Source organism: Herbiconiux sp. VKM Ac-2851 (genome assembly GCF_013205105.1).
Taxonomy (GTDB): Bacteria; Actinomycetota; Actinomycetes; order Actinomycetales; family Microbacteriaceae; genus Herbiconiux; species Herbiconiux flava.
This window is the reverse complement of sequence record NZ_JABMLJ010000003.1, coordinates 380,729-404,067: the sequence shown is the minus strand read 5'-3', so window position 1 is coordinate 404,067 and position 23,339 is coordinate 380,729. Positions and strand designations below refer to the sequence as shown.

At 71.7% G+C, this 23,339-nt stretch carries 24 protein-coding genes; 11 read left to right on the top strand and 13 right to left on the bottom strand.

Going from position 1 to position 23,339, the window contains the following annotated elements:
* Position 1: 1 nt before the first annotated feature.
* A complete protein-coding gene (locus HQQ85_RS14975; protein WP_173183321.1) occupies positions 2–1,051 on the bottom strand; it encodes a hypothetical protein in 1,050 nt (349 codons plus the stop codon).
* A 114-nt stretch (positions 1,052–1,165) separates the two neighbouring features.
* A complete protein-coding gene (locus tag HQQ85_RS14970) occupies positions 1,166–1,468 on the bottom strand; it encodes a DUF427 domain-containing protein (RefSeq protein ID WP_173183320.1) in 303 nt (100 codons plus the stop codon).
* A 106-nt stretch (positions 1,469–1,574) separates the two neighbouring features.
* On the opposite strand from HQQ85_RS14970, the gene HQQ85_RS14965 reads away from it, so the two are divergent.
* From HQQ85_RS14965 to HQQ85_RS14955, 3 genes are all read left to right on the top strand, one after another.
* Positions 1,575–2,141, top strand: a complete 567-nt coding sequence (locus HQQ85_RS14965; protein ID WP_173183319.1) for a hypothetical protein — start codon at positions 1,575–1,577, stop codon at positions 2,139–2,141.
* Positions 2,138–2,845 carry a DUF1684 domain-containing protein gene (locus HQQ85_RS14960; RefSeq protein ID WP_173183318.1) on the top strand — a complete coding sequence of 236 codons (708 nt, stop codon included), beginning with the start codon at positions 2,138–2,140 and terminating at the stop codon, positions 2,843–2,845. Before HQQ85_RS14965 ends, HQQ85_RS14960 begins: the two co-directional genes overlap by 4 nt.
* 174 nt (positions 2,846–3,019) lie before the next feature.
* The gene (locus HQQ85_RS14955) at positions 3,020–4,681 is read left to right on the top strand and encodes a DEAD/DEAH box helicase (RefSeq protein ID WP_173183317.1); all 1,662 of its coding nucleotides are present in this window, start codon (positions 3,020–3,022) and stop codon (positions 4,679–4,681) included.
* A gap of 109 nt (positions 4,682–4,790) precedes the next feature.
* Here the strand turns inward: HQQ85_RS14955 and HQQ85_RS14950 are convergent, their stop codons facing one another.
* Together HQQ85_RS14950 and HQQ85_RS14945 are read right to left on the bottom strand one after the other, a co-directional pair.
* Positions 4,791–5,369 (bottom strand): YdeI/OmpD-associated family protein, encoded by a 579-nt coding sequence (locus HQQ85_RS14950; RefSeq protein WP_173183316.1) that lies wholly within the window; start codon positions 5,367–5,369, stop codon positions 4,791–4,793.
* Positions 5,370–5,442: 73 nt separating this feature from the next.
* Complete coding sequence (locus HQQ85_RS14945; protein WP_173183315.1) at positions 5,443–5,982, bottom strand: NUDIX hydrolase family protein; 540 nt, start codon at positions 5,980–5,982, stop codon at positions 5,443–5,445.
* A 67-nt stretch (positions 5,983–6,049) separates the two neighbouring features.
* Between HQQ85_RS14945 and HQQ85_RS14940 the strand changes: the two genes are divergently transcribed.
* The gene (locus HQQ85_RS14940; RefSeq protein WP_173183314.1) at positions 6,050–11,029 is read left to right on the top strand and encodes a DEAD/DEAH box helicase; all 4,980 of its coding nucleotides are present in this window, start codon (positions 6,050–6,052) and stop codon (positions 11,027–11,029) included.
* A complete protein-coding gene (locus tag HQQ85_RS14935) occupies positions 11,022–11,801 on the top strand; it encodes an Fpg/Nei family DNA glycosylase (RefSeq protein ID WP_173183313.1) in 780 nt (259 codons plus the stop codon). Before HQQ85_RS14940 ends, HQQ85_RS14935 begins: the two co-directional genes overlap by 8 nt.
* Before the next feature lie 84 nt (positions 11,802–11,885).
* Here the strand turns inward: HQQ85_RS14935 and HQQ85_RS14930 are convergent, their stop codons facing one another.
* Entirely contained in the window at positions 11,886–12,290 is a 405-nt protein-coding gene (locus HQQ85_RS14930) for an MmcQ/YjbR family DNA-binding protein (RefSeq protein ID WP_173183312.1), read from the bottom strand.
* A 125-nt stretch (positions 12,291–12,415) separates the two neighbouring features.
* Between HQQ85_RS14930 and HQQ85_RS14925 the strand changes: the two genes are divergently transcribed.
* Positions 12,416–13,102, top strand: coding sequence for an alpha/beta hydrolase (locus tag HQQ85_RS14925; protein ID WP_173183311.1), 687 nt, complete (start codon positions 12,416–12,418; stop codon positions 13,100–13,102).
* Positions 13,103–13,169: 67 nt separating this feature from the next.
* Positions 13,170–13,676: an aminoacyl-tRNA deacylase gene (locus HQQ85_RS14920; protein ID WP_371741923.1), complete on the top strand. Its 507-nt coding sequence runs from the start codon at positions 13,170–13,172 to the stop codon at positions 13,674–13,676.
* A gap of 78 nt (positions 13,677–13,754) precedes the next feature.
* Here the strand turns inward: HQQ85_RS14920 and HQQ85_RS14915 are convergent, their stop codons facing one another.
* The 3 genes from HQQ85_RS14915 to HQQ85_RS14905 form a co-directional block, all read right to left on the bottom strand.
* Positions 13,755–14,636 carry a hypothetical protein gene (locus HQQ85_RS14915; RefSeq protein WP_173183309.1) on the bottom strand — a complete coding sequence of 294 codons (882 nt, stop codon included), beginning with the start codon at positions 14,634–14,636 and terminating at the stop codon, positions 13,755–13,757.
* A gap of 106 nt (positions 14,637–14,742) precedes the next feature.
* Positions 14,743–15,513, bottom strand: a complete 771-nt coding sequence (locus HQQ85_RS14910; RefSeq protein ID WP_371741922.1) for a YqjF family protein — start codon at positions 15,511–15,513, stop codon at positions 14,743–14,745.
* Between the two features lie 72 nt (positions 15,514–15,585).
* Positions 15,586–15,798, bottom strand: coding sequence for a hypothetical protein (locus HQQ85_RS14905; protein ID WP_173183308.1), 213 nt, complete (start codon positions 15,796–15,798; stop codon positions 15,586–15,588).
* A 73-nt stretch (positions 15,799–15,871) separates the two neighbouring features.
* Between HQQ85_RS14905 and HQQ85_RS14900 the strand changes: the two genes are divergently transcribed.
* Together HQQ85_RS14900 and HQQ85_RS14895 are read left to right on the top strand one after the other, a co-directional pair.
* On the top strand, positions 15,872–16,681 hold the full coding sequence (locus tag HQQ85_RS14900) for a thymidylate synthase (protein WP_173183307.1): 810 nt from the start codon (positions 15,872–15,874) through the stop codon (positions 16,679–16,681).
* Positions 16,678–17,175, top strand: a complete 498-nt coding sequence (locus HQQ85_RS14895) for a dihydrofolate reductase (protein WP_173183306.1) — start codon at positions 16,678–16,680, stop codon at positions 17,173–17,175. The genes HQQ85_RS14900 and HQQ85_RS14895 overlap by 4 nt, the downstream gene beginning before the upstream one ends.
* A gap of 11 nt (positions 17,176–17,186) precedes the next feature.
* Here the strand turns inward: HQQ85_RS14895 and HQQ85_RS14890 are convergent, their stop codons facing one another.
* From HQQ85_RS14890 to HQQ85_RS14875, 4 genes are all read right to left on the bottom strand, one after another.
* Complete coding sequence (locus tag HQQ85_RS14890; protein WP_173183305.1) at positions 17,187–17,444, bottom strand: hypothetical protein; 258 nt, start codon at positions 17,442–17,444, stop codon at positions 17,187–17,189.
* Between the two features lie 210 nt (positions 17,445–17,654).
* Positions 17,655–18,218, bottom strand: a complete 564-nt coding sequence (gene msrA, locus HQQ85_RS14885) for a peptide-methionine (S)-S-oxide reductase MsrA (RefSeq protein ID WP_173183304.1) — start codon at positions 18,216–18,218, stop codon at positions 17,655–17,657.
* A complete protein-coding gene (msrB, locus tag HQQ85_RS14880; protein ID WP_173183303.1) occupies positions 18,215–18,685 on the bottom strand; it encodes a peptide-methionine (R)-S-oxide reductase MsrB in 471 nt (156 codons plus the stop codon). The genes msrA and msrB overlap by 4 nt, the downstream gene beginning before the upstream one ends.
* 142 nt (positions 18,686–18,827) lie before the next feature.
* Positions 18,828–20,588, bottom strand: a complete 1,761-nt coding sequence (locus tag HQQ85_RS14875; RefSeq protein ID WP_173183302.1) for a molybdopterin-dependent oxidoreductase — start codon at positions 20,586–20,588, stop codon at positions 18,828–18,830.
* 181 nt (positions 20,589–20,769) lie between these two features.
* Between HQQ85_RS14875 and HQQ85_RS14870 the strand changes: the two genes are divergently transcribed.
* Both HQQ85_RS14870 and HQQ85_RS14865 read left to right on the top strand, forming a co-directional pair.
* Positions 20,770–21,144, top strand: coding sequence for a VOC family protein (locus HQQ85_RS14870; RefSeq protein ID WP_173183301.1), 375 nt, complete (start codon positions 20,770–20,772; stop codon positions 21,142–21,144).
* Positions 21,145–21,147: 3 nt separating this feature from the next.
* Complete coding sequence (locus tag HQQ85_RS14865; RefSeq protein ID WP_173183300.1) at positions 21,148–22,107, top strand: alpha/beta hydrolase; 960 nt, start codon at positions 21,148–21,150, stop codon at positions 22,105–22,107.
* Here HQQ85_RS14865 and rlmC read toward each other — a convergent pair.
* Positions 22,082–23,287 (bottom strand): 23S rRNA (uracil(747)-C(5))-methyltransferase RlmC, encoded by a 1,206-nt coding sequence (rlmC, locus tag HQQ85_RS14860; protein ID WP_173183299.1) that lies wholly within the window; start codon positions 23,285–23,287, stop codon positions 22,082–22,084. The two genes, HQQ85_RS14865 and rlmC, sit on opposite strands and share 26 nt — an antisense overlap.
* Positions 23,288–23,339 lie beyond the last annotated feature (52 nt).

Below are 23,339 nucleotides of genomic sequence, written 5' to 3'. Positions count from 1 at the left end.
GTCACGACCAGAGCAGGTTGTCGGAGAACCGGTCGTTGACCCAGAGGTGGCCCTGAGGGTCGAGCACGATCGACGTGCGGGTGCCGTCGAGGCGGCTGAAACTGACCGCGCCCGAGGCGTCGACCGTGCCGAAACCATAGTTCGGATCGAGGAAGACGATGTCCGAGTTCTCGCCCGCACTGATGTCCGCCGGAAGCACCGCGGCTGTTCCCGGAGCAGCTACCGGGAACGAGGTGACGGCACCGGTCGGGGTGATCCTCGAAAAGGTCGAGACCGCGGAGGCGGCGTCGTAGCTGGCAGCCCAGACGTCACCTGTCTTCGACACGGTGATCTCCGAACCGGTTCCCGCTGTGAGCCCCGCATCCGAGAACGACCCGGTCGCGGGGTCGTAGACGCCCACACCGTCTGTTCCTCCCCGGCTGTACCAAATGCGGCCATCGGCGGTCGAGGCCACCCCGTTCACGTCGTTCGACGTCGGCTCGGCGAGAAGCGTCAGCGCTCCTGTGGTGTCGAGGCGACCGAGCTGCTCCGTGGCGGCGTCGCCGAACCAGATACTCCCATCGGCACCGACCGCGAGGCTCGTCGGCGCTTCGAGCACGCCGGTCAGACGGTGATACGTGATGGTTCCGGTGCGCGGATCCAGTGCTCCGAGCGAGGTGTTCAGCGGGTTCGAGAACCAGATGATGCCGTCGGGTGCGACCACCATGGCGATCGCCCAGGTGATGCCGCTGAATGGGTACACGGTCTGGGAGTGACTCGCGGCGTCGATGCGCACGAAATCCTTCCCGTCGGAATTGAAGTACCAGACGGCGCCTGCGGCGTCGGGCGCCAGCACTTTCACCTGCGCCGTCGGCGTGATCGACGCGAGGTCGTGCCACAGGGAGATGGGCATCGGGGGCAGGTCGAGGGCGCGAGCGCTCGATGCCCCAGCCGCCACGAGAGCGGGGGCCAGGAGAGCGACGGCGACGGTCGCGATGAGTCCGCGTGCGGCGAGGCGGCGCGCAGCCGGACGGCACGGGACAGGGGCGACAGGGGGGTGGGCGGGGGACATGGAGCTCCTCGGATCGGTCGGCGCCGGGGTGGGCGTCGACCGATCACGCTAAGGGAGGAGTGCCGCCGGGCATCCTGAGCAGTTTGTGCTCAACGATGCCGCGAGAAGGCCGGCTCAGTCGGTGACCTGGACTTCCTTCCAGAAGGCGACGTAGTCGGAGAAGTCCTTGCCGACGCGGTCGAAGGCGCCCTCGTAGGGGTGCGGGTAGCTCCAGGCGCGGTCCTTCAGGAGCTCGTCGCCGTCCTTCACGCTGAAGTACTGGCACTCGCCCTTCCACGGGCAGGTGTAGGGCGTCGGGCTCTTCTCGAGGTACTCCGAGTTGACGCTCGCGGGCGGGAAGTACCAGTTGCCCTCGATCGCGATCAGGTCGTCTTTCGGGGCTTCGGCGATGACGGTGCCGTTCAGGACAGCTTTCATGTGACCTCCAATGTCGGTCTCACGCTACGCCTTCGCGTCCGTACCTTCGAGCCTGGCTGTGAGGCGCCTGCTAGGCGATGTCGGAGGCGCCGTCCACACTGTGATCATGCGCGTACTCCTGAAGCTCGTCCTCGACTGCGATCCCGATGCCGCCTGGCGGGCCATCCGCTCCCCCGCGGTGTTCCGGGAGGTGTCGAGCCCTCTGGTCGAGATCGAGTCGCTGGCGGCCGACGGGTTCCCGACGGTCTGGGAGCCGGGGCAGCACCCGGTCGAGATGCGTGGCGGCGGGGTCATCCCGATGGGCAAGCAGATCATCCGCCTCAATTTCGAGACCCGGCAGCACGGCGACGTGCGGATCGTGCACGACTCGGGCCAGGGCGTGACGGGAGCGGTCAGCACGATCAAGCTATGGGATCACCAGATGGCGATCGCCCCCGACCCCGCCGGCACGGGCAAGACGCTCTACCGCGACCAGCTGAAGATCGGCGCGGGCGTGCTGACCCCGTTCGCCTGGTACAGCCTGTGGGCGTTCTGGCAGTGGCGCGGGCGCAAGCTGCAGCAGCTGGCGCCGACGTGGGCGTACGACCTGCCGAAGCCGGCCGACGCCGAGCCCGACGCCGACGCCGGTTCGGCCACCGAGACCGACGCAGCGGCCGAGGGGTCGGGGGCATGAACGCCCGTGCGGTCACGGCGCTCCAGACCGCAGACTGGCGGATGCGCGTGTTCGGCATCTACGAGGAGGTGCGCCGCCTCACCGCCGCCGGGCAGGTGTCCGACGCCCACGCGTTCTGGCGCGACGAACGCGACGGGCTCTTCGCCGCGCACCCGGCCACCCCGCTGCTACCCGAGGACCGCGACGGCTTCAGCGGATTGCCCGTGGCCCCCTACGACCCGGCCTGGCGCTTCGAGGTGACGATCGACGAGCCGGACGCCGACGACCCGCGGCCACGATCGTTCGAGTTCGCCACCGGAACCGACGGCGTGGTGCCGTTCGAACTGCTCGGTATCGCGCGAATCGACGGCGTCGGCGAGCTCGACGTCTGGCGCCTCACCTCCTATGGCGGCGGTCTCTTCGTGCCCGTGAAAGACGCCCTGGCCGGCAGACCCGGCGGCACCTACGGCGGCGGCCGCTACCTGATCGACACCATCAAGGGCGCCTCGCTGAACTCCGCCCTCGCCCCCGGCGCCGACCAGGCCGACGGCGCCCGGCCAGTGCTCGACTTCAACTTCGCCTACAACCCCTCCTGCGCCTACGACCCGGCCTGGGCGTGCCCTCTGGCGCAGCCCGGAAACCGCGTCGCGGTGCCGATCGGCGTGGGCGAGAGCTACGGCGACGCGCCGCTCGAGACGGGCCCGGCGGCCGATGCGCTAGACTGAAGTCACTCGAGGGCTCGATAGCGAGCCCCGTGCGTCGAAAGAACGCTCCCTCTTCTCTGGGTGTGGCCTCGTGTGCCGCCCCATTTGCAGATACTTCTTGCGGCGAACGGATGCACCGTCGGTGCGTTCGCCATCACTCCGGATGGGCTGCGGGAATGCGGCGTGTCCGGACGAATGCCTGAAAGGCAGTCACCTTTGTCCCAGACCCCCACCTCCTTCGCCGCGCTCGGCGTCCCCGCTCCCCTGGTGGCCACGCTCACCGCGAGCGGCATCACCGAGCCGTTCCCGATCCAGGTCGACACGCTCCCCGACACCCTGAACGGCCGCGACGTGCTCGGCCGTGGCAAGACCGGCTCGGGCAAGACCCTGGCCTTCTCCATCCCGATGGTCGCCCGTCTCGGCGGCACCCTCGCCGGCGGCAAGCGCCGCCCCGGCCGCCCCGTCGGCCTCGTGCTGGCCCCGACCCGCGAGCTCGCCACCCAGATCGACGCCGTGCTGGCCCCCATGGCCAAGGCCTACGGCATGACCACCACCACCATCTTCGGCGGCGTCTCGCAGTCCCGCCAGGTCGCCGCCCTCAAGGCCGGCGTCGACATCGTCGTGGCCTGCCCCGGCCGCCTCGAAGACCTGATGAAGCAGGGCTTCGTCTCGCTCGACGCCGTCGAGATCACCGTGCTCGACGAGGCCGACCACATGGCCGACCTGGGCTTTCTGCCCGTCGTCACGCGCATCCTCGACAAGACCCCCTCGAACGGACAGCGCCTGCTGTTCTCGGCCACGCTCGACAACGGCGTGGACAAGCTGGTGCGCCGCTTCCTCCACAACGAGGTGCTGCACTCGGTCGACGAGGCCAACTCGCCCGTCGCCGCGATGACCCACCACGTGTTCGAGACCGAGTCGGTCGAGTCCAAGCGCGTGCTGGTCGAGAAGCTCGCCTCGGGCACCGGCCGTCGCATCCTCTTCATGCGCACGAAGCACCACGCCAAGAAGCTGGCGAAGCAGCTCACCGCGTCGGGCATCCCGGCCGTCGACCTGCACGGCAACCTCTCGCAGGTCGCCCGTGACCGCAACCTCGCGTCGTTCAGCGCCGGCACCGTCAAGGTGCTCGTCGCCACCGACGTCGCCGCCCGCGGCGTGCACGTCGACGACATCGAGCTCGTCATCCACGTCGACCCGCCGGAGGAGCACAAGGCGTACCTGCACCGCTCGGGCCGCACCGCCCGCGCCGGCTCGGCGGGCGACGTCGTCACGATCATGCTGCCCACGCAGCGCAAGGACGTGAAGGACCTCCTCCGCAAGGCGGCCATCCAGGTCACCCCCGAGGTCGTCACGGCCGATTCCGCGTCGGTCAACGCCCTCGTCGGCGAGGTCGCCGCGTACGTCAAGCCCGTGCTCACGCCGCTGCCCGACTCGGGTCAGCGCCGCACCGGCAACGACGGCGTCTCGCGCGGCCGCAACGGCGGCACCTCGACCGGCGCCAATGCACAGCGCAAGCGCAGCGGGCGCGGGGGCGCGGGTGCTTCGGGCGGCTCCGGCTCCGGTGAAGGTGTCGGCGCGGGTTCGCGCTCGGGCGGTGCCGGCGGGAACGGTGGCGCGGGTCGCGGACGTCGTGGCGGTTCCGCCGCCGGCGGCGTCGGCGGCGGAAGCCGTTCGTTCTACAGCACCTCCTCGGGCGGCTCCGGCGCGGGCTCCTCGAGCCACGGCTCGGCGTCCGGCTCCGGCGAGGGCGGCCGTCGCGGCGGCCAGGGCGGGCAGGGCGGCGGAGCCGACCGCCCCCGTCAGTCGGCAGCCTCGTTCTCGGCCAACTCGGCCGGCGGTCGTCGCCGCTCGCGCTGATCGAGCATCCTGAACCATCGAACGGCCCGTCTCCTCGTGAGGCGGGCCGTTCGCCGTCTGCGGGTGTGCAGACAAGCGAGCGGATGCGCGGCCGCGGCAGCCCGGACGGCTACTGCGGGTACACGGTCTCGTGCCGCGCGAGCATCGCCACGAACTCGTCGATGCGGCGGGCCCGCGTCTCGGCGCGCTTGAGGTTGTGCAGACGGAACAGGATCGCGTAGCGGTTCTGGCTCGACAGCGTGGCGAAGAAGGCCTTCGCCTCGGGGTTCGCCTCGAGCGCGGCGGCGAGGTCGGGCTGCACCTCGATGGTGCGCTGCGAGTCGTACGCGGCCTCCCACCGGCCGTCGCTCTTCGCCAGATCGATCTCGGCGAGGCCTGCCGGGCGCATCCGCCCCGCCTCGATCAGGGCCTCGACACGCAGGCGGTTGACCTTCGACCAGAGGCTGCGCGGGCGGCGCGGCGTGAAGGTCTGCAGGAAGAAGTCGGCGTCGAGGGCGTTGCGGATGCCGTCGATCCAGCCGTGGCAGAGCGCCACGTCGATCGCGTCGGAGTGGGTGATCGTGGTGTGCTCGCTGCCCTTCTTCGCGATGCGCAGGCGCACGCCCGGCTCGCTCGCGCCGTGCTCGGCGAGGAAGGCGTCGAAGGCCGCGGCGTCGTCGAACTGGCGGTGCGGGTAGTCGGCGGGCACGGCGGGCTCCTTCGCGGCGGGCCGCTCGGCGTCTCGAACGGCTGCTGTCGAGACCGAACGGCTGCTGCCGAGACTAGAGCAGTCGGCCGACCGAGGCGAGGGCCGAGCGGAGCAGGCCGCCGCGGCCGCCCTCCATGTCGTCGGCGACGGCGTTCGAGGCGGCCTCCTGCGGGGTCATCCAGGTGAGCTCGAGGGCGTCCTGGCGGGGCTCGCAGGTGCCCGTGACGGGCACGACGTAGGCGAGCGAGACCGCGTGCTGGCGCTCGTCGTAGAAGGGTGAGACACCGGGCAGCGGGAAGTACTCGGCGACCTGGAACGGCACCGGGCTGGCGGGCAGCTGCGGGAAGGCCATCGGCCCGAGATCCTTCTCGAGGTGGCGGAACAGCGCGTCGCGCAGGGTCTCGCCGTACATCACCCGGCCCGAGACGAGGGTGCGGGCGATGGTGCCGCTCGGCCCGACCCGCAGCAGCACGCCGACCTCGACGACCTGGCCCAGTCCGTCGACCCGCACGGGCACGGCCTCGACGTAGAGCAGCGGCAGGCGGCGCCTGATCTCGGCGAGCTCGCCGTCGCTCAGCCAGCCGGAGTTCGGGTCGGGGGTGCGAACGCTCATACCCCATTCTTACCCGATGCCCACCCGCGTCCGCGCCGATGTCGGTGGTGTGGGACAGGATGAGGGGATGAGCGACGTGCTCGACCAGTTCTCCCCCGCGACCCGCGAGTGGTTCCGTGGAGCCTTCTCCGGGCCGACCGCGGCGCAGGAGGGCGCCTGGACGGCGGTGTCCAGCGGAGCGCACGCGCTCGTGGTGGCGCCGACCGGCTCGGGCAAGACGCTGGCCTCCTTCCTCTGGGCGATCGACCGGCTGGCGACCACGTTGAGCGACGACAAGCCGCGCAAGACCTCGGTGCTGTACGTCTCGCCGCTGAAGGCTCTCGCGGTCGACGTCGAGCGCAACCTCCGCTCGCCGCTCGTGGGCATCACGCAGACGGCGAAGCGGCTGGGTGCCAAGCCGCCGGTCATCACGGTGGGCGTGCGCTCGGGCGACACCCCGGCAGCCGATCGGCGGGGGCTCGCGAAGAACCCGCCCGACATCCTCATCACGACGCCCGAGTCGCTCTTCCTCATGCTCACCTCGAGCGCGCGCGAGTCGCTCGCCGAGGTCACCACGGTGATCATCGACGAGGTGCACGCCGTGGCGGCGACCAAGCGCGGCGCGCACCTCGCCGTGAGCCTCGACCGGCTCGACACGCTGCTCGCGCAGCCGGCACAGCGCATCGGGCTCTCGGCCACCGTGCGCCCGCGCGAGGAGGTGGCGCGGTTCCTCGCCGGTGGGCGTCCGGTGACGATCGTGGCGCCGCCGTCGACGAAGAAGTTCGACCTGCGGGTCGTGGTGCCGGTCGAGGACATGTCGCAGATCCCGCCCGCCGAGAACCGGTCGGCGCTCGAGGGATCGGCCGCCGCCGCGAGCGCGCCGGAGCAGGGGTCGATCTGGCCGCACGTCGAGGAGGACATCGTCGACCGCATCCTCGAGCACCGCTCGTCGATCGTGTTCGCGAACTCCCGGCGGCTGGCCGAGCGGCTCACCGCGCGGCTGAACGAGATCTACAGCGAGCGGCTCGCCACGGCGCAGGAGCTCGAGCGCGGCGTCGACGCGATGCTCGAGGAGGGTGTGGAGCGGCTGCTGCGCGAGGCCGGGGCCACCGTGTCACTGCCGCCGGTCGAGGGGTCGATGCCGCCGATGGAGGGCGCCGCAGCGGCTGGGGCCGGAGGGGCGGCACTCGCATCCGCGTCGCCCGCGCAGCTGATGGGGCAGGCCGGCCAGACCGAGGGCGCCGAGCTCGTGCTCGCCCGCGCCCACCACGGCTCGGTCTCGAAGGACCAGCGGGCCATCATCGAGGACGACCTGAAGTCGGGTCGGCTGCGCTGCGTCGTGGCGACGTCGAGCCTGGAGCTCGGCATCGACATGGGCGCCGTCGACCTCGTGGTGCAGGTCGAGGCGCCGCCGTCGGTCGCGAGCGGGCTGCAGCGCGTCGGTCGCGCGGGCCACCAGGTCGGCGAGGTGTCGAAGGGGCTGCTGTACCCGAAGCACCGGGCCGACCTCATCCACTCGGCGGTCGTCTCGCTCCGCATGAGCGAGGGCCTGATCGAGACGCTCTCGGTGCCCGCGAACCCGCTCGACATCCTCGCCCAGCAGACTGTCGCGGCCTGCGCGCTCGAGGCCATCGACGTGGAGGAGTGGTTCGACGTGATGCGCCGCAGCGCCTCCTTCACGAACCTGCCCCGCTCGGCGTACGAGGCCACGCTCGACCTGCTCTCGGGTCTCTACCCCTCCGACGAGTTCGCCGAGCTGCGCCCGCGCCTGGTCTGGGACCGCGACGCCGGCACCCTCACCGGCCGCCCCGGCGCCCAGCGCCTCGCGGTCACGAGCGGTGGCACCATCCCCGACCGCGGACTCTTCGGCGTCTTCATGGTGGGCGGTGAGCCGACGGATGCCGATCCGTCGACCGGGTCGGCCCGCTCCGCGCCGGGCCGGCGGGTGGGCGAGCTCGACGAGGAGATGGTCTACGAATCCCGGGTCGGTGACGTGTTCGCGCTCGGGGCGACGAGCTGGCGCATCCACGAGATCACCCACGACCGCGTGCTCGTGACGCCCGCGTTCGGGCAGCCCGGTCGCCTGCCGTTCTGGCGCGGCGAGGGCATCGGGCGCCCCGCCGAGCTCGGCCGGGCCATCGGCGAGTTCACCCGCTCGGTCGCGGCGGCCGACGAGGAGGGCGCTCGCACGCTGTCGGAGCGGGCGGGGCTCGACGAGTGGGCCGCAGCCAACCTCGTGGCGTTCATCACCGAGCAGCGCGAGGCCACCGGTCACGTGCCGAGCGACCGCACGATGGTGGTGGAGCGGTTCCGCGACGAGCTCGGCGACTGGCGCGTGGTGCTGCATTCCCCGTACGGCATGCAGGTGCACTCGCCGTGGGCGCTCGCGATCAACGCCCGCATCCGGGAGCGCTTCGGCATCGATGCGAACGCCGTGGCGAGCGACGACGGCATCGTCGTGCGGCTGCCCGACACCGAGAGCGAGCCGCCCTCGGCCGAGCTGTTCCTGTTCGATCCGGCCGAGCTCGAGCAGCTCGTCACCGAGGAGGTGGGCGGCTCGGCGCTGTTCGCGTCGCGGTTCCGCGAGAACGCGGCGCGGGCGCTGCTCCTCCCCCGCCAGAACCCGGGCAAGCGGTCGCCGCTCTGGCAGCAGCGGCAGCGCTCGGCGCAGCTGCTCGAGGTGGCGCGCAAGTACCCGTCGTTCCCGATCATCCTCGAGACCGTGCGCGAGTGCCTCCAGGACGTCTACGACCTGCCGTCGCTGCTCGCCCTCGCGCGCGACCTGGACGCCCGGCGCATCCGCGTGGTCGAGGTCGAGTCGGGCGAGCCGTCGCCGTTCGCGCGCTCGCTGCTGTTCGGCTACGTGGCCTCGTTCGTCTACGAGGGCGACAGCCCGCTGGCTGAGCGCCGGGCGGCGGCGCTGGCGCTCGACCCGAGCCTGTTGTCCGAGCTGCTGGGGCGTGCGGAGCTGCGCGAACTGCTCGACCCGTCGGTCATCGACGACACCGAGCGCGAGCTGCAGCGCCTCGCCCCCGAGCGTCGTGCTCGCGACCTCGAGGGCGTGGCCGATCTGCTGCGGATGCTCGGGCCGCTCACCACCGCCGAGGTGCAGGCCCGCTCGCAGGAGTTCGACGTCGCCGCGGCGCTCACCGAACTGGTGGCGGCGAAGCGGGCACTGCCGGTGACGTTCGCGGGGCGTCCGCAGTGGGCGAGCATCGAAGACGCCGGGCGCTTGCGCGATGCGCTCGGGGTGCCGATTCCCTTCGGCGTTCCCGATGCCTTCATCGCACCGGTCGAGCATCCGGTGATCGACCTCGTCAGCCGCTACGCGCGCACGCACGGGCCGTTCCTCGCGCACGAGGTGGCGGCCCGGTTCGGGCTGGGCGTGGCGGTGGTGACGGATGCGCTGCGGCGACTCTCGGCCGACCGACGTGTCGTCGAAGGGGAGTTCAGGCCGACCGGGTCGGGGCCGGTCTCTGCGTCGACTTCTTCCGAAGTGTCGTCCGAGGATCCGTCCGGGGACGGTACGGCCATCGCCGTGCTCGACGGCGAGCCGCTGCCGTCGGCGCTGCCGGCGCTCGGGCAGGCCGGGGGCACCGAGTGGTGCGACGCGGAGGTGCTGCGGAGGTTGCGGAGCCGTTCGCTCGCGGCGCTCCGTCACGAGGTCGAGCCGGTCGGCACGCAGACGCTCGCCCGCTTCCTGCCGTCGTGGCAGCACGTCGGCGGGTCGCTCCGCGGCGTCGACGGCGTGCTGACCGTGATCGAGCAGCTGGCCGGGGTGCCCGTGCCGGCCTCGGCGTGGGAGAACCTCGTGCTGCCCGCCCGGGTGCGGGACTACAGCCCGGCGATGCTCGACGAGCTCACGGCCTCGGGCGAGGTCGTCTGGTCGGGGCGCGGGTCGCTGCCGGGCAGTGACGGGTGGGTCGCGTTCCACACCCTCGACACGCTGCCGCTCTCGGCCACGCCGCCCGAGCCGTTCGACGAGACGCCCGTGCACGCGGCCGTGCTGGCTGCGCTGTCGCGAGGTGGCGCGTACTTCTTCCGGTCGCTGGCCGACGAGGTGGGGGCGGCGATCCTGCGGGGCGCTGTCCCCGACGACGCGTCGGAGGCGGGCTCCGCTGAGGTGGGCGGCTCCGCCGGGGCGGTCGGCTCGACCGGGGCCGCGGGTTCATCCGCATCGGCGCTCGTGGTGCCGCCGACCGACCAGGCCGTGGTCGACGCCATCTGGGATCTGGTGTGGGCCGGCCTCGTCACGAACGACACCGTCGCGCCGCTGCGCACCCTCACCGGCTCGGGCAAGGCGGCGCATGCCACCAAGCGGCCCGCCGCGCGGTCGCGCATGTACCGCGGTCGCGGCATCGCCCGGGCCTCCATGCAGACCCGCGTCGGCCCGCCGACCGCGGGCGGGCGATGGTCGCTACTGCCCGAGCCCGTCGGCGATGCCACACTGCGCGCTCACGGCACGGCCGAGATGCTGCTCGACCGCTACGGCCTGGTCACGCGGGGCTCGGTGATGAACGAGCGTGTGCCGGGTGGCTTCGCCCTGGTCTACCGGGTGCTCAGCCAGTTCGAGGAGTCGGGGCGGTGCCGGCGCGGGTACTTCGTCGAGACCCTCGGCGCCGCCCAGTTCGCGACCGGTGGCACGATCGACCGCCTGCGCGGCTTCGCCCCCGACGCGGTGGGGCGCGACAGCGGCCGCGACCGTGCGCCCGAGGCGATGACCCTGGCGGCGACCGATCCGGCGAATCCGTTCGGGGCGGCGCTGCCGTGGCCGACGGTCGAGGGCCACAAGCCCGGCCGCAAGGCGGGCGCCCTGGTGGTGCTTGTCGACGGCGCCCTCACGCTCTACCTCGAGCGAGGCGGGAAGACGGCGCTGGCGTTCAGCGACTCCGAGGAGGTGCTGGCGGTCGCCACGCGCTCGCTCGCCCACGCGGTCACGACCGGCCGCGTCGACAAGCTGGCGGTCGAGCGGGTGAACGGCGACTTCGTGCTCGGCACGACGGTCGGCGGCGCGCTCGAGGCGGCGGGCTTCACCGGAACGCCACGGGGATTGAGGCTCCGTGCCTGAGGGAGACACCGTCTACCGCACCGCGGTGCACCTCGACGAGGCGCTGGCGGGCAGGGTGCTCACGCGCTGCGACATCCGTGTGCCGCAGCATGCGGCGGTGGACTTCACGGGCCAGACGGTGGAGGGCGTGGTCGCCCGGGGCAAGCACCTGCTGACGCGGGTGGGGGCGGCGAGCATCCACACCCACCTGAAGATGGAGGGGTCGTGGCACATCTACCGGCACGGCACCGCGTGGCGGCGGCCGGCGCACCAGGCTCGGATCATCCTCGAGAACGCCGACTGGGTGACGGTGGGGTTCGACCTCGGAACGGTCGAGATCGTGCCGCGCGACAAGGAGGACGAGGTCGTCGGGCATCTCGGCCCCGATCTGCTCGGGCCCGACTGGGATGCCGACGAGGCCGTGCGACGACTCGCCGCCGACGGGGCGCGCGAGATCGACGTGGCGCTGCTCGATCAGCGCAACCTCGCGGGGCTCGGCAACGTCTATGCGAACGAGCTGTGCTTCCTCCGCGGGGTGCGTCCGCAGCGCCCTGTGGCGGAGGTGCCCGATCTGCCCGCGGTGGTGGCGCTGGCGAAGAAGCTGATCACGGTGAACCGCGACCGCGTCGAGCGCACGACCACCGGCGATCTGCGGCCGGGCAAGCAGGTGTGGGTGTACGGGCGCGAGAACAAGCCGTGCCGGCGGTGCGGAACGCGCATCCGGCACGGGCAGCTGGGGGCGTCGGAGCTGTCGCTGCGCGAGACCTACTGGTGCCCGCACTGCCAGACGTAGGAGGTGGGTGACCCGTCGAGCCTGCGGCGTCAGACAGCGCTCGGCCAGGTCGGCGTGAGGACGACCGTGGCAGGGCCGTCGGCGTCAGACGGCGGTCGACGGGTTCGGGGTGAGGCCGGCGGTGGCGAGGGCTGCGAGCTGGCGCTTCAGGGCCACCTGGCGGTAGGACGTGTCGAGCAGCTCGGCCACGAAGGCCCAGTCCGTGCGGGGGCCGAGGTCGATGGCGAGCCAGCCCGCGGGGCCGAAGTAGGGCGGCACGAAGACGTCGTCGAGCTCCGAGAGGGCGGGATGCTCATCCGTCGCCGGCTTGAACACGACGCTCTGCGGCCGGTGCATCGACGCGCCCGCGATCGCGAAGAGCTTCTTGCCGGCCCGGAACGTCGGTCTCCCCCAGGCCTCGACCTCGGCCGACTCGGGGTAGCGCAGGCAGAGCTCGCGGAGCCGCGCGACCATCGCGTCGTCGGGGTCGAACAGCCGCGGATGCTCCATGCCCGGCATGCTACGCCGGCCGCCCGCAGTGCGATAGAGCTGCCCGGTACCCGCTGTCCGCCTCCCGTCGCCTGCCTCCGGTCGCCCGAGAGCTCGGCCTGCAGCAGGGGCGGTAGATTCGGAGCATGAGCGACACGGAGCTTCGGATCGACGACAGCGCGGTGGTGTGGTCGGTGCCGCGGGAGGAACTGTCCGAGCGGCTGGTCGACGCGCCTCTCGTGATCGTCATGCACGGCCGCGGGTCGCACGAGAACGACCTCGCTCAGCTGCTGCCGATGCTGCCGGCCGACGCCGTGTACGCCTTCCTCAGGGCACCGATCTCCGGCGAGCCATGGGGCATGGGCGGGTGGAGCTGGTTCCCGCTCGACGCCCCGGGCGTCAGCTCCGAAGCCGCGACCGAGGCCGCCGTCGCCGTCCTCGGCTGGCTCGACCGCGTCGAGGCCGAGTACGGGGCGCCGCGCGCCATCGCCGCGATGGGGTTCTCGCAGGGCGGCATGATGTCGATCCAGCTGCTCAGGATGCGCGTGCACCGCTTCGCCGCGGCCGTGAACCTCTCGGGGGCGAGCGCGCCGGGCAGCCTTCCGACGGATGACGAGCTGGCAGCGGTGCGTCCGCCGCTGTTCTGGGGGCGTGACGTCGGCGACCCGATCATCGCGCCGGATGCGATCGCCCGGACGGCTGAGTTCGTGCCGTCGAGGTTCCGCGTGGTGGAGCGGCTGTACCCGGGCATCGCGCACTCCATCTCGCGGGAGGAGCTGGACGACGTGTCGGCGTTCCTGCGGGTGACGCTCGGGCTCGAGGGCATGGCATGAGCGCCGGCGTGCGGTGGCGGCCCGGTGCCTTCGGGCGCAGATGCGGTCGCACGGGGGTTCGCGCACGGTGGTGAGGAAGAAGGGCAGCGCCGCGGGTGCGGGGCCCACGACGGCGGCGACTCAGGGGCTGGTGCGGGCGGGCATCCGCTTCGTGCCGCATGTGTACGAGCACGATGCCGCGGCCACCGACTTCGGGGCCGAGGCCGCGCGCGAGCTCGGTGTGGAGGCGGGGCGGGTGTTCAAGACCCTGATGGTCGCGACCGACACCGGGTTCGGGATCGGGATCGTGTCGGTGCGCGACCAGCTCGATCTGAAGGTGCTCGCCGGGACGCTCGGGGCGAAGAAGGCGTCGATGGCGGACAAGGCGGTCGCGGAGCGGAAGAGCGGGTACGTCGTGGGCGGGATCTCGCCGATCGGGCAGAAGACGCCGCTCGAGACGGTGCTCGACGATGCGGCGCTGGAGTTCGCGACGATCTTCGTGTCGGGTGGGCGGCGGGGGTTCGACATCGAGCTGGCGCCGCTCGATCTCGTGGCGGCGGTTCGGGGGCGGGTCGCGCGGATCCGGCGCGGCTGACAGGGGCGGGCGAGGGTCAGGCGCCGAGGAGGATTCGCCTGGGAGGTCTGGCGCCCAGGAGGTCAGGCGCCCAGGTGGTCAGGCGCCCAGGAGGTCGGTCGTCCAGGTGCGGAGGAAGGCGGCGCCCGCCGCGTCGTTCGTGATGGCCGGGTCGGCTGCGGTGAGGACGGGGTAGGGCTTCTCGAGCAGGCCGTCGGCCGGGCGCACGTCGACGTGCTCGACGTGGAAGTCGTGGGCGTGCAGCCAGTCGGCCATCGCGTAGTCGGTGCGGGAGTCGCCGACCGTGTGCCAGCGGCGGGGAACCGGGCCGGTCGCCCCGATCAGGGCGATGGCGCGTTCGGCGCCGTAGTCCTTGCCGACCACGATCGACTCGATGTCCACCGAGATGATCGTGGGGTCGATGCGCTTCGTGACGCTGCCGTCCGACGCGGGGAACGATTCGGTCCTCCACATCACGCCGTAGTCGAATTCTCTGCACAGATCGACGGCGGCGCGGCAGAAGTCGTCCTGCACCGCGAGATAGTCGGTGGACTCGACGTCGGTGCGCTGCTCGACGGCGAGGGATGCACGCTTGGTGTGGTCGAAGAACATCCACTCCGCGAAGCGCTCGTCGACCATCCGCTCGACCGCGGTCGAGAACTCCTTCGTCGGAACGAGGCTCTCCGCCATGAACAGCTCCCCCGCACCGTCGGGCGTGATCGCGAACCACACGGCGCCTTTCTCGCAGACGCCGAACACGCGCGCGTCGCGGTTCAGGCCGCCGTCGACCAGGGGCCCGACGACCTCGCCCTTGAGAAAGCCGTCCGATCGCCCGGTGTTGAACGCGATCGGAATGCCGGCGTTCGCGAGCGCCACCAGGTCGGCGGCGATCGACGGGATGGCGATGGTGCGGGTGACGGGGTCGGCGATCGGCCCGTCGACGTCGAGCAGCAGGCCGAGGGCGGGGGTCTCAAGAGGCACCCGACCATTATCCCGGGCTCCGGATGCGCGTCCCGCCGCTGCTGACGGGCTCGCCACTCCGTCCGGCGCCGGCGCGCGAACCCTCAGAGCGGTCGGGCGAGTGGGATCAGGAGGGGGACGGGAGGGCGCGGCCGAAGGCCGTGTGGATGCCGGGCGAGAAGAGCACCGAGTCGGGCGGGCGGGAGGCGAGCTCGGGGAAGCCGGCGGCGGCGAGGAGCTCGTCGTCGAGGAAGGTCAGCTCGGCGTCCACGAGAGGCCAGGGCGGGTGCTCGTTCGGGATGAAGAGGGTGCGGCTGCCGCGGGCGATGTGGAGTCCCCAGCGGGCCGTGAGGAAGACGGCGAGGGGGTCGGCGGAGCGGTCGGTGGTTCCGGGGCGGGCGTCGATGCGGGAGTGCGGGCCGGGGCGGCCACCGAAGCCGTTCGCGCCGAGGCGTTCGGAGCGGTAGCTGATGGTGCGGTCGGCTGCCGTGGTGATCGACATGCGGGCCCAGCGGTAGGGAAGGCCGAAGAGCGCGTGCGCGGCCGAGACCGACGCCAGGCGCGACGACTCGAGGGAGGAGAAGACGACCCCGCGGCGGCCGTCGTCGCCGACGGAGTAGAGGCGTACGTTGATCTCGGGGAAGGTCCCGGCGTACGGGATCGGGCCGAGCGCGTGGAACCAGGGCGCCGTGGCGTTGGCCAGGCGAAAGGGGATGAGGCCGACCCAGGCCGAGCCGTCGAAGACGTCGGGACGGGTGCCGGGCGGCAGGTGCGGCGCCACGACCGCGGGGTCGACCCGCCAGTGCAGGAACGTCAGCGACTGCCAGTCCTGCTCGTGCAGGAGCCCGGCCAGCGGAGGTGCGATCCGGCTCGAGGGCTGCGGCGTGACGCCGCTCACAGCGGAAGCCGTGTCGCGGTCGTCGGAGGCGGCAGCAGACGGTGCACCGGGATCGGCGAGGTGGGCATCGGGTCAGTCGTCGGCGTCGATGCCGATGACCGTGACGTCGACGCCCGGGGAGAGGAGGATGTCGGCGCGCTTGTACCGGCCCTCGCCGACGTTGACCTCGAGCCAGGACGGGACGGCCGTCTCGACGGCGGAGCGGATCTCCTCCTTGACCTCCTCGAGGTCGCGTCCCGAGATGGAGTACTGCTTGCCTGCGTACAGGATGTTGATCCGCTTCACGTCGTGCGTCCTTCCCTCGATGCCCAGCGTACTTCTTGGACCGCGCCTCGGCTCCAGCGGATAAAGTCGGAGGGTGACCTCCGCCATCGCCACTCCGTACGAAGACCTGCTGCGCGAGACGCTCGAGCACGGCACCCCGAAGTCCGATCGCACGGGCACCGGCACGCGCAGCGTGTTCGGCCGGCAGCTGCGCTTCGACCTCGCCGAGGGCTTCCCGCTGATCACCACGAAGCGGGTGCACTTCAAGTCGATCGCGTACGAGCTGCTCTGGTTCCTGCGCGGCGAGAGCAACGTGCGCTGGCTGCAGGAGCACGGCGTGAGCATCTGGGACGAGTGGGCCGACGGCGACGGCGAGCTCGGTCCGGTGTACGGGGTGCAATGGCGTTCCTGGCCGACTCCCGACGGTGCCCAGATCGACCAGATCCAGCAGGTCATCGACACGATCCGCACCGATCCCGATTCGCGGCGCATGATCGTGTCGGCGTGGAACGTGGCCGAGATCCCCGGTATGGCGCTGGCGCCCTGCCACGCGCTGTTCCAGTTCTACGTGGCCGACGGCAAGCTGTCGTGCCAGCTCTATCAGCGCAGCGCCGACCTCTTCCTGGGGGTGCCGTTCAACATCGCCAGCTATGCACTGCTGACGCAGATGATCGCGGCGCAGACCGGGCTCGGGCTCGGCGACTTCGTCTGGACCGGCGGAGACTGCCACATCTACGACAACCACGTCGAGCAGGTGCGGGAGCAGCTCACGCGCGAGCCCTTCGCTCCGCCGACGCTGCGGATCACGGCCGAGCGGGCGAGCGTCTTCGACTACGAGTACGAGGACTTCGAGGTCGTGGGGTACGAGCACCACCCGGCGATCCGCGCGGCGGTGGCCGTGTGACGGTCTCGCTGATCTGGGCCGAGGCCCGGGGCGGGGTGATCGGCGACGGCGGGGGCATCCCGTGGCACGTGCCGGAGGACATGGCCCACTTCCGTGAGCTGACCGCCGGGAGCACTGTCGTGATGGGGCGGAAGACCTGGGACTCATTGCCCGAGCGGTTCCGCCCCCTCCCCGGGCGCCGGAACATCGTCGTGACCCGCCAGGACAACTGGACCTCCGCTGGAGCTGAGCGCGCCGAATCCGTGCAGTCCGCTGTCGATACCGGGGGCGGCTCGGCCGATGACGTCTGGGTGATCGGCGGTGGCGAGATCTATCGGCAGGCGGTGTCTCTGGCCGATCGGCTCGAGGTCACCGAGATCGACCTCGAGGTCGACGGCGACACGCGGGCACCGGCGATCGACGGGGCCGTCTGGGAGCAGAACGCCACGACGGAGGCCTGGCAGGAGTCGCGCACGGGCATCCGCTATCGCTTCGTCACGTACCTGCGCCGCTAGGCAGGGCTCGGTCAGTCGTAGACGTGGGCGACCGTCCAGTGCGGTGCCCCGTTCGGGCGGATGACGTCGAAGACCCGGCTGAGACCGGCGTCGTCGGTGGCCTGGAAGCGCCAGGCCGCGAAGTCGGGGGCATGCGTGCCCCAGTACAGCCCCTCGGGCTCGGTGGGCCGATCGCTCACCCGCCAGCGGCGACCCTGCCACAGCATGCGGGCGGGCACGGCGTCGGTGAACCACAGGGTGGCGAACTCGGTCAGGTCGATCGTACTCATCAGGCGCTCCGGGATATTCGAAGATGTGTTCGAATGTCCACTATGCAGCGACGAGGTGCGACACGCCAAGCGGCGGCCGCGCGGCGGCTCGGGGCGTGGAGTGCGAGAAAGCGGGGAGCGACCGGGATGAAGGGACGCTCCCCGCTGTGCTGAGGAGACTATCGACGGGGCGGCAAGGGCCGACACCCGTTGACAGCGGTCAGCGGCGTGCTACACGGAGGCGGGAGCGGTGGCGCCGGCCGCCGAGGCCGACCGCCGCGGCAGCACCCAGCCGGGCCGAACGTAGTGGCAGGTGTAGCCGTTCGGGTAGCGCTCGAGGTAGTCCTGGTGCTCCGGCTCGGCCTCCCAGAACGGTCCGGCAGCGGCCAGTTCGGTGGTCACCGGGCCGGGCCAGATGCCCGAGGCGTCCACGTCGGCGATGGTGTCGGCCGCCACGCGGCGCTGCTCCTCGTCGAGGTAGTAGATGCCCGAGCGGTAGCTGGTGCCGACGTCGTTGCCCTGGCGGTTCTTCGTCGACGGGTCGTGGATCTGGAAGAAGAACTCCAGCATCGCGCGGTAGTCGGTGACGGTCGGGTCGTAGGTGATCTCGATCGCCTCGGCGTGGGTGCCGTGCCGGCGGTAGGTGGCGTTCGGCAGGTCGCCGCCGGTGTAGCCGACGCGGGTGGCGAGCACTCCGGGGCGGCGGCGGATCAGATCCTCCATGCCCCAGAAACAGCCACCGGCGAGGATGGCGCGAGCGGTGGGAGCGGCAGTGGAAGAAGAAGCGTCGGTCATCGGGAGATCTCCTCGGAATCGGTGGTGCTGAACAGGGCGGCGAACTCGCCGTACCCCGAGGCCTCGAGCTCCTCCAGAGCCACGAAGCGGAGGGCCGCCGAGTTGATGCAGTAGCGCAGGCCGCCGGTCTCGCGCGGGCCGTCGGGGAAGACGTGCCCGAGGTGGCTGTCACCGTGCGCCGACCGCGCCTCGGTGCGAGCCATGCCCCAGCTGCGGTCGGTCTTCGTCACGACGTTGTCCGGGTCGATCGGAGCGGTGAAGCTCGGCCAGCCCGATCCGCTGTCGTACTTGTCGGTGGAGGCGAAGAGCGGCTCGCCGGTGACGACGTCCACGTAGATGCCGGGGCGGTGGTCGTTCCAGTACTCGTTCCGGAAGGCCGGCTCGGTCTGGTCGTCCTGGGTGACCCGGCGCTGCTGCCGGGTCAGGCGCGCGAGCGCCTCGGGGGTTACCTGGTACTCCTGTGTCACGGGGACTCCTCGGATAATGCGTCGCTGGCTGCGGCGTCATAGAGAAGAACAAGCGTTCTTCCCCGATCGTTCCGCCGGGCATCCGGAATCAGGCGACTCTCAGGAAGAGGTCGAGCGACGACGAGCGGATGCCCGACTCACCTCACACCACGGTGACGAGCGTGCGCTGCCAGCCGGCCGACCCGTTCGGAGCGATCGGGGCGCGCTCCTCGAGCTGCGTGTTGCCGGCCTTGTCGACCGCCCGCACGGCGACGTAGTGGGTGCCGGTGGTGGCCGTCCAGTCGACGAACCACTGCACCCAGGTGTCGGCGTTGATCGGCGTCGAGAGGGTCGCCGCCTGCCAGTCGCCGTTGTCGATGGAGACCTCGACGCGCTCGATACCGACCGTCTGGGCCCAGGCCACGCCTGCGATCTTCGCCGGGCCGGCACCGATCTGCTTGTCGACGCGCGGGGTGTCGATGCGCGAGGACATCTTGATGGGCGCCTCGGCGTCGTAGCCGCGCGGGGTCCAGTAGGCCTCGTCGTCCTCGAAGGTCGTGACCTTGATCTCGGTGACCCACTTGGTCGCCGAGACGTACCCGTACAGGCCGGGCACGACCATGCGCACCGGGAAGCCGTGCTCGAACGGCAGCGGTTCGCCGTTCATGGCCACGGCGAAGATCGCCTCGCGGTTGTCGTCGGTGACCGCCTCGAGCGGGGTGCTGGCGGTGTACCCGTCGACGCTCTTGGAGAGCACCATGTCGGCGCCCGACTGCGGCCCGGCCATCGCGAGCACGTCGCGGATCGGCACACCGAGCCACTTCGCCGTGCCCACGAGCCCTCCGCCGACCTCGTTCGAGACGCAGGTCATGGTGATCGAGTACTCGTCGAGGCCCATGTTCACGAGGTCCTGGAAGCTCAGAGTGACCTCCTTGTCGACCATGCCCGTGATCTTCAGGCTCCACGTCGCCGGGTCGACCTGCGGCACCGTGAGGGCGGTGTCGACGCGGTAGAAGTCGGCGTTCGAGGTGTAGAGCGGCGTGATGCCGTCGATGTCCAGCTCGGCACCCGCGGGCACGTCCACCATCGACTTCGCGGTCGGCAGCGAGAGCGAGTCCCGGATGCCGGCGAGCGACGAGGTGGCCGCCGAGACGAGACGGGCTCCGGTTCCGACCACGGCCGAGGCGGCGGCGACCACGAGGGTGCCGACGAGGAAGCGGCGGCGGTCGACGCCCACGGCGCGCGGGGCAGGGGCGCCGGCGGAGCCGTCAGCGGTGGAGGCGCCGGCCGGGGTGGAGGCGCCGGCCGGGGTGGAGGCGCCGGCCGGGGTGGAGGCGGCGGCAGCACCGGCAGTGGCCTGAGCGTCGTCGGCCGAGGGCCGGGCGTAGTCACGCGCATCCGGAGCCGTCGTCGCGGCGGCCGCAGCCCGCACGTCGTCGCGCCAGCGGGCCAGACGCCGCACCAGAAGGTGCAGCAGCACGATGCCGGCGGCGGCTCCGATGATCGTGGGCACCGACGCGAACGGGGTGGCGCCGGTGCGGGTGACGATCGCGGCGATCGCCAGCACGCCGGCCAGCCCGAACAGCACGAGACCGAGCGGGCGCTTCGCCAGCTGCAGCACGCCGGCGAGGGCGGCGGCGACGACCACCGCGAAGCCGATCGAGCCGAGCAGGAAGATCTTGTCGTTGGCGCCGAAGGTCTCGATCGCGAACTCCTTGGCCCAGCGGGGCACGATGTCGATCACGAATGCTCCGACCGCGAGCACCGGGCTGCCGTCGCGGGCGACCACGAGGGCGATCACCTCGGCGACCGCGAGCAGGGCTGCGGCGCTGACGATGCCGGCGATCGCCGCATAGAGCCAGAACCGCTTGCGCGGCACGTGCGTGCGGGTCTTCTTCGTGTCGTTGCTGTCCACGGCACCCATGGCGGCCTCCTGAGGTCGATGTTCCCCTGGTGTTCGGAGCCGCGCCCCCGAACGCTTGGCGCGGCGCGGTAGCCGACCGGCTCCGAGTGGCTCCGAGTGGCCCCGGCCGCCCCCGAACGCTTGGCGCGACGCCCCGACCGGGACAGGCTGGAGCAACGACACGCATCACCAGGAGGCCCCCATGCTCGGAACCCACCCCATCGACGTCGTGCTGCTCGTGAAGGACCTCGAGCACGCGCGCGAGTTCTACGGCCAGAAGCTCCAGCTCGCGATCGTCGACGAGGACGACTCGACCATCGCCTTCCAGACCGGAGCCACCCGCCTCAAGGCCTCGCTGAGCACCACCGGAACGAAGGACACCCAGACCCAGGCGTCCTGGCGGGTCGACGACCTCGAAGCCGAGGTCGCCTGGCTGCGCGAGCGCGGCATCGCGCCTGAGGAATACGACACCGACGAGATCACCACGGTGAACGGCATCGCCGACCAGGGCTCGGCCTGGGTGGCCTGGATCACCGATCCCGACGGCAACGTGCTGGGCGTCGAACAGGCGAAGTAGCCCATGTCGCTGTCGATGCTGCTCACGCGCTCGCTGCTGCGCCTGACGCCGAACCGCTTCCGTTCAGCTGAGCGGATCGACGCCGCCATCGCGACCCGCCGGCCGCCGGCTCCTCTCACGCGGGCGCTCCGCCGGCGCTGCGAGGTGAGCGAGGAGACCGTGCTCGGCGTGCCGGTGCTGACGCTGACGCCGCGCCGCGGCCGCCCGGGAGCCCCCGAGCTCGTCTACCTGCACGGCGGCGCCTATGTCTTCCCGCTGCAGAAGGCGCACTGGTGGATCATCGACCGGCTGATCGTGCTGAGCGGCGTCACCGTCACCGTGCCGCTCTACCCGCGCGCTCCCGAGCACTCGCTGAGCGAGGCGCTGCCCTTCCTCGACTCGGTGATGGTCGACGTGCGGCGCCGCGCCGCGGGCCGCGAGGTCTTCGTCGCGGGCGACTCCGCGGGCGCTGGGCTCGCCCTCGCCCACACCATCGTGCGGCGCGACCGCGGCGGCGAGCTGCCCGACGGGCTGCTGCTCTTCTCCCCCTGGCTCGACGCCACGATGTCGAACCCGGCCGTGCCGCGCCTCGAACGCCTCGACCCGACGCTCGCCGCAGCCGGCCTCGTGCACTGCGCAGAGCTCTGGACCCGAGGCGGCGACATCGCGGGCCGCCTGGTCAGCCCGCTGAACGACTCGCTCGAGCGGCTGCCCCCGACCTTCGTGTACCAAGGCACGCACGACGTGTTCGCGGCCGACGCGAGACGATTCGCCCGGAAGGCCGAGCAGCTGGCCAGGCGGCAGCCGCCACCGGCTCAGGATGCCCGTCCCGCCCCCTCGGCGGTCGAGCTGCGCCTCTACCGCGGCGGCTTCCACGACTTCGTGGGGGCGACGTTCACGCCCGAGTCCCGACGCGCCCTCGGTCACGCGGCGAGCGTGCTGGCGCGTCGCGGACCGGTCAGGCCACCCGCTCCAGAAGGGTGATCACCTCGACGTGCGCGGTGTTCGGGAACATGTCGAACAGCCGGGCGCGGCGCACGGTGAACGACGGCATCGCCGCGAGATCCGACGCGAGGGTGACGGGGTTGCAGCTGGAGTAGACGACGTGCCGCACCCCCGAGCCCTCGAGCCAGCCGGCGAGGTCGGCGCCGATGCCGCGCCGGGGCGGGTTCACGAGCACGAGCTCGGGCGGCTCGGTCGCCGCGAGTGCGAAGGCGGTGGCGTCGGCCGCCTCGAAGCGCACCCGGTCGAGTCCGAGGGCGGCGGCGGTCTCGCGGGCGGCGACGACGGCTTCGGGGCTGACCTCGATGCCCACGACGTCGCGCGGGCGGTCGGCGGCCGAGGTGGTCGATGCGGGCGGCGCGGGCCGCGCATCCGTCACCCCCGCCAGCAGCGAACGCCTCAGCGGCACCGCGGCGTGCAGGGCGAAGCCGCCGACACCGCAGTAGAGGTCCCAGAGCGAGGCGGGGTCGACCTCGTCGATCCAGGCGCGGGCCTGGGCGTAGAGCTCGATCGCGATGGCCGTGTTGGTCTGGAAGAAGCTCTGCGGCCTGAGGCTCAGCGTCACCGCACCGAGCCGCATCGGCAGCGTCTCGCGGTCGGTCAGCACGATCTCGCGCTCCCCCTCGACGATCGCCTTGTGCTCGGGCTGCAGGTTCACCGACACCACCACGGCGTTCGGCAGCGCGCGCTGCAGGGCGGGCAGTTCGCGACGGATGCGCGGCAGCACCTGCTCGTCGCGCACCACGAAGCGCACCATCAGCTCGCCGTCGGGCGACTCGGTGACGAGCACGTACTTCAATTCACCCCGGCGAGCGGGCACATCGTACGGCTCCAGCCGTGCTGCGGTGACGAACGCCGTCAATGCGGGCATCGCGGCCAGGATGCCGTCGGTGCAGAGCGGGCAGCGCGAGAGGTCGACGCCGCGACGCCGCTCGTCGAGGATGCCGAGCGTCGGAGCGTCGACCGTGCCGCCGACGACCATCTTCGCCTTGTTGCGGAAGCCCTCTTGCGCACTCGCAGCGGACGGCAGCCATTCGGCGTCGGGGAAGGCGGCCAGCAGCTCGCGGCTGCGCCGCTCCTTGCCCGCGAGCTGCTCGGCGTAGGACTGGTCGAGCAGTGTGCACGAGCGGCAGATGCCGGCGTCGAAGTAGGAGCACTGCATGGCCTGCCAGTCTAGGCGCGGTTGCGGAGTGCGCGGCCGGGACGGGCATCGG